This is a genomic window from Acrocarpospora phusangensis, assembly GCF_016862995.1.
Classification (GTDB): Bacteria; Actinomycetota; Actinomycetes; order Streptosporangiales; family Streptosporangiaceae; genus Acrocarpospora; species Acrocarpospora phusangensis.
The window spans coordinates 1-4,907 of record NZ_BOOA01000169.1 but is presented as its reverse complement, the minus strand read 5'-3'; the positions used below and the strand labels follow the sequence as shown (position 1 = coordinate 4,907).

General features: G+C 67.4%; 8 protein-coding genes. 2 read left to right on the top strand and 6 right to left on the bottom strand.

The genetic code is table 11. The annotated features are described in order from the left end of the window. Positions 1-195: 195 nt before the first annotated feature. The gene (locus Aph01nite_RS40630) at positions 196-414 is read right to left on the bottom strand and encodes a hypothetical protein (RefSeq protein ID WP_204046427.1); all 219 of its coding nucleotides are present in this window, start codon (positions 412-414) and stop codon (positions 196-198) included. Positions 415-570: 156 nt separating this feature from the next. Here Aph01nite_RS40630 and Aph01nite_RS40625 point away from each other — a divergent pair, with 156 nt between their 5' ends. Further along, positions 571-849, top strand: a complete 279-nt coding sequence (locus tag Aph01nite_RS40625) for a hypothetical protein (RefSeq protein ID WP_204046426.1) — start codon at positions 571-573, stop codon at positions 847-849. Positions 850-1,005: 156 nt separating this feature from the next. Here Aph01nite_RS40625 and Aph01nite_RS40620 read toward each other — a convergent pair whose 3' ends face one another. From Aph01nite_RS40620 to Aph01nite_RS40600, 5 genes are all read right to left on the bottom strand, one after another. Next, positions 1,006-1,563 (bottom strand): hypothetical protein, encoded by a 558-nt coding sequence (locus Aph01nite_RS40620; protein WP_204046425.1) that lies wholly within the window; start codon positions 1,561-1,563, stop codon positions 1,006-1,008. Positions 1,564-1,862: 299 nt separating this feature from the next. Then, positions 1,863-2,177 carry a hypothetical protein gene (locus Aph01nite_RS40615; RefSeq protein WP_204046424.1) on the bottom strand — a complete coding sequence of 105 codons (315 nt, stop codon included), beginning with the start codon at positions 2,175-2,177 and terminating at the stop codon, positions 1,863-1,865. Between the two features lie 360 nt (positions 2,178-2,537). Beyond that, a complete protein-coding gene (locus Aph01nite_RS40610; RefSeq protein ID WP_204046423.1) occupies positions 2,538-3,386 on the bottom strand; it encodes a helix-turn-helix domain-containing protein in 849 nt (282 codons plus the stop codon). Positions 3,387-3,395: 9 nt separating this feature from the next. After that, on the bottom strand, positions 3,396-3,938 hold the full coding sequence (locus Aph01nite_RS42785; RefSeq protein WP_373872395.1) for a DUF6879 family protein: 543 nt from the start codon (positions 3,936-3,938) through the stop codon (positions 3,396-3,398). A gap of 19 nt (positions 3,939-3,957) precedes the next feature. After that, on the bottom strand, positions 3,958-4,170 hold the full coding sequence (locus tag Aph01nite_RS40600; protein WP_204046421.1) for a hypothetical protein: 213 nt from the start codon (positions 4,168-4,170) through the stop codon (positions 3,958-3,960). Between the two features lie 150 nt (positions 4,171-4,320). Here Aph01nite_RS40600 and Aph01nite_RS40595 point away from each other — a divergent pair, with 150 nt between their 5' ends. Beyond that, a complete protein-coding gene (locus Aph01nite_RS40595) occupies positions 4,321-4,863 on the top strand; it encodes a GntR family transcriptional regulator (RefSeq protein ID WP_204046420.1) in 543 nt (180 codons plus the stop codon). Positions 4,864-4,907: the final 44 nt, after the last annotated feature.

Sequence of the window (4,907 nt, the reverse complement as noted above, 5' to 3'; positions counted from 1 at the left end):
AGCCTGCCGGTAGATCCACAGACTCGTTATCAGGCCCCTTGAGGGCCAGCCACGATAACGCGGCTCCGACCAGGCCCTGCGGGGGCCGGCGACCGCAGCGACGCCCCCCGCTCTCCTCGTGAGAGCGGGGGGCGTTCGTCATGTTCGCGGTCGGGTGGTGGGCCCGGCCCTCTCCCCGAGGGCCGGGCCTGGTGGTCAGCTGCCCAGGATGATCGCCCGGAGCTCCAGCCAGCGGGGGTCGGTGTCGTGGACGAACCCGATCTCGGCCTGGGCGCGGGCCTGGGCGACGGTGCCGCGGTGGCGGAGCTGGCGGACATACCGGCCGTCGCGGGGGTCGATCACGTTGACGATCTGGAAGCCGACGCCCTCGATGAGCCGCTCGGTGGGGATCTGGGTGGCGGTGGTGGTGGTCATTTCGGGGCTCCTCCCTCGTTCCTGCTGATGAGATAACAGTACCCTTTTCACGACACTCACACAACCGTTTTCACGACAGTCACGCATACCGTTGCAGGTCTGTGATGTTCGTGATATGGGTACACCCAGTGTCGTGAATGCAGTACAGTACGGGGCATGCAGGTAGACATAGACGACGTCGTGGGATACGTCGAGATCGCCGCCCGGGCCCAGGATCGGTACGGCACCCAGGTACCCGCCGACACCGTCCGGTCCTGGGAGAAGCGCCGCAAGGCTTGGGCCGAGTCCGGCCGCCCGGCCCGCTCGGCAGCCCGGCCCAACCACGAGCCGCTGCCCGACCCGCTGCCCGGCGAGATCAACGGCAGCCCGGTGTGGCTGTGGTCGACCATCTGGCCCTGGCTGGAGCGCACCGGCAAGGTCACCCCGGCCGAGTAGCAGACACCCGTCTAAATCCCCGATGGCCCCGCTCCTCGATGAGGAGCGGGGCCCCGTTCGTTGTGCGACGCGACGGCGCGAGAGCCGGCCATCCCCCCGGGCAAACCCGACCTTAAGGGGAATCCAAGAGGGAGACTCGCGCGCCGCCGCGCCGGTCTAGGCGGCCCGCGCGGCCGAGATGTCCACGACTACGCGGCGGGCAGTCACGTCGTCACCGGCCAACTTCGCGGCCAGATACGCGCGTACGGTGGTCGCCCTCCTCTGGCCGCAGTCCAGGGCTTTCATGACCGCCCGGAAGGTGGGCAGCTCGCCGCGGCTCATCAGCGGACGGAACGTGCTCAGCGCCTGGCGGTAGATCTCCGGCGCGCGGTGCCGCTGCGGGTCCAGGTGCAGTCGGCGACGTACGCGGCACCGGGGTGCGCTGGGTACATCCGTATCCGCGCCAGCTACGGCCGTATCTGCAGCCCGGGCCAGAGCCGCGCGCAGGGTGGCCACCGACTCGTCGTACTCCTCGGCAGTGGCGGCGGCCTCCTCGGCCGCGAGCCGATCGGCGCGCGCCTCGGCCGCCAGTTCGGTCTCGCGCGCCTCGGCCATGCGGGTCAGGCGCCGCGCGGCCGCGCCGGCCCGGGCCAGCAGGACGACCGCGAGCAGGAGCGCCAGGAGCACCGCGAGCGCGGTCACCCAGACGGCGGCAGGGAGTGTGAGGTCAGACATTCGAGGTTCTCCGGGTCGGAGTGGATGGGTTACAGGCGTACCCGCCACCTCACCGTCAGCAGGTACTTCACGATCGCGGCCGAGTACGTCCCCGGCGGCCGCCGTACCGATCCCCGGAGTGCGCCCGGACGGGATCAGTGGCGCCGACAGTACACGTACCCGGCGGCGGATACACGCGTATCCGCCGATGTTTCTGGTGCCCTCGCCCCGGCACGCGATGGGGGCGAGGGCCAGCTGCGCCAGGCGCGCCGTCGCCCACGCGATGGTCTGGCGCGGGGGAGTCGGGAGGCGGCCACCGCTCAAGATCCATTGGCGGCCCTCCGCACGTCGTCGAACGCGGTGCTCATCAGCCGCAGCGTCCAGCCTTCGGCCTCCAGCTCCGCGCATCGCCGTAGGAGGTACGCCGGGAGCGGCTCATCGGCGAGCAGGACAGTGACCTTGCCATCCAGCTGGAGCACCAGCCCAGACCATTGTTCGGTCACCGAGTCCTCGTTGACGGTGATGGTGAACCGCGCGCGCTTGGTCAGCTCGTGCGCGAATTCCCACGTTGATGTTCGACCGGGAGCCTGGGCCGGCGGGAAGACGCCGAGCGCGCAGAGACCTACGACGTACATCAGGCCAGCCCGTCGATGCGGTCCATCCGGGCTCGCAGTTCGCGCTGTGTTCGGCCGGTGGTCGAGGCCGGAAGGAAACGGCCCCCCGTGGGTGATCGCTGAGAAGCGGTTAGGCGCTCCGTGCCTGGCACGAGTGAGAGGGCGATCCGCCATCGGTGCCCGTGGGTCTCGTTGAGCGCATCGAGTTCGGCTGCGATGGTCGTATGCTTGGCCACGTTCGTCGGACCTCCAGCGTCCGGCCGGGCCCGTAGGCGTTCGTGCGCCAGCGGGCCCGATTTCTTTTGGGGCTGGGAGCGATGATTCCATGTCATGTGGAATCACAACAGAGAGAATTCCATGTTGCGTGGAATCATGGTCGGATCAGCCCAGGGACCGGTACTCAGCCGAGATCTGATCGAGCCTCTGACGTGCCAGGTCATCCGCCAGCGCGACCGCGCGCACGGCCTCGAACTGACTCAGGTACATCTCGACGTCGCGCGGGTCCTGGATGGTGGCCGTTGCGGTGAGGATCCCGACAATGACCATACGGTCGTCGTAGATGTGGACCTCGTGCCCTGGCATCAGGCCGGGTGGGATCTCCCGGCCCCACGGGATCACGCCCAGGTCGACGTTCGGGCGGTGGGATACCTCGATGATGTGATCGACTTGGGCGGCCATCAGGAGGGGAGGGCCGGCCATCCATCGCAGCGCGCCCTCGCTCATCACGAACGAGAACCTCTTGTCCGTGTTGCCGAGCACCAGCTGGCGCTCAAGGCGGGCGGCCACATGACGATCGCGATCCGGCGCGCTCATCGCGGTGCTGGCCATTCGGCGGATGTAGTCCGCCGTCTGGAGCAGGCCCGACACGTAAGCGACCTGCAGGTCTCGGTAGTGGGTGGTCTCGGCCTCGATGCGCGCGATCTCCCGCTGCTTTCGATGAGCGCCGCGGTGGAGGATCACGCGAGCGCTCTCAACGTCCTCGTGTAGAACGCGTAGGAGATCCAGCAGTTCCTCGCGCTGCTCGGCCGACGCGCCGTAGACCCGGCATAGGGCGTCGCCGTCCTTGTAGGACAGGAGCAGGGCGCCGGTCTCGATCTTGGACAGTTTGGACTGGGAGAACCCGGCCCGCTTCGCCGCCTCCGCGGTGCTCAGCCCAACGTCGGATCTGAGCACGCGGAGCAGTACGGACAGCTGTTCCCTGGTGTAGCGGGACGGCGGCGGGGTGGACATGGTGGGAGTCTAGGGATCCCCGGCCGTAGCGGCTCGGCGCAGCTCGGGGTGATCCCGCCAATACTCGGCGAACGGCCTGGCGGCCGCGAGCACGGCATCACGGCAGGCGATGTACGGCCCGGCCTCCGACTCCTCCAAGGGCCTGGCGCCCACGAACTGGCCAGCCGAGTCGTACGTCATGTCCAGCACGTGCCGGTCGTCCAGGAGCCACCAGTCATGGTCGACGAGTGGGTGGGCCGGGATCACGGCCTCGCCGGGGTCCAGGACGTAGACCTCTTCGCCAGCTGCCGTGGTGTACACGTAGCCCCATTCGCACTCGTACCGAATGTACGGGGTTGGCTCGGCGACGATCCGTACCCGGTAGCGACGCTTTCCCGATGCGCGCTCGGCCGCCAAATGGTCGAACCACGGGCCGCCCTGGGCCCAGGTGGGACCCGCCCTACCCGATAGGTAGTCAGCGACGTTGTCAGCGTCCGAGGGGACCGTGTATTGCGGAAGAACCTCTAAACGGAATGCCGTCCGAGTGAAATGCGCCTCGATCCACTCATCCATTCCGGCTATGTCCAGCGATTCACCCCGCATTGGCGAATGTCTCGCGTAGTTCTTCTAGAAGTTCCATGGGAACTTCGACGGCGGTTTCGCCCTCGGGAATATTCATTTGCGAAAGGGCCTCCTCGTCGGTAACGACGTAGCCCTGTACGATCACGGTGCCCCGGTCCGTTTTGAATAAAGTGGGGCAGGTGTTGGCTGTGGGACTTGTGGTGCGAATGAATGTGAGCCGCACGGTTCCCTCTTTCCTCTGATTTGGTCGGATGACCACCGCGACGATTCCTCATGGCGTGGAATCAGTCAAGCGACTCCGGCAACAGAGGAAACTTCTGTACGTATATACGTGAAGTCGGATGCACGTACGTACGTCTCTACTGTGCTCGCCATGTCGAGGACGGTGGACGACGACGGCCAGCCGCGCATTCGTCGGCGAGAGCTGGACCCGGAAGCTGACCGGGCGCTGTACAAGCAGCTGGCTGACGACATCCGCACGCAGATCGCCGAGGGTGAGCTGGCGCCGGAGCAGCGGCTGCCGGCGGAGAAGTTCCTCGGGCAGATCTACGGCGTGAGCCGTGACACTGTCCGCCAGGCGCTCAATCTCCTCCGTACCGAGGGCGTGATCGTGAAGAAGGCGCGTGGCAGTGAGGTGGCCCCGGCGCAGGATCCCCGGGTGCTCGGCAGTGGGACCGGGGGCATCGTGGGCGCGCGCATGCCGTCCGAGGCCGAGCGCCGCCGGTACGGCCTGCCGGTCGGTGTTCCCGTCCTGGTGGTCCTCACCGCCCGGGGCGAAATCGTCCTGCCGGCCAATCGGTACGCGATCCGGGTGCCCGGTGACATCGACTGGGAGAATTTTGGGAGAGAAGATCTTGAGCGAGACGCGGCGAGATCGAGCGAGACGAGCCCTGACGGACCCACGCACAGCGACTGACCAGGGGCTCCCTTGATCGTCCAGCTCAGCCCGATTCGCTGGCT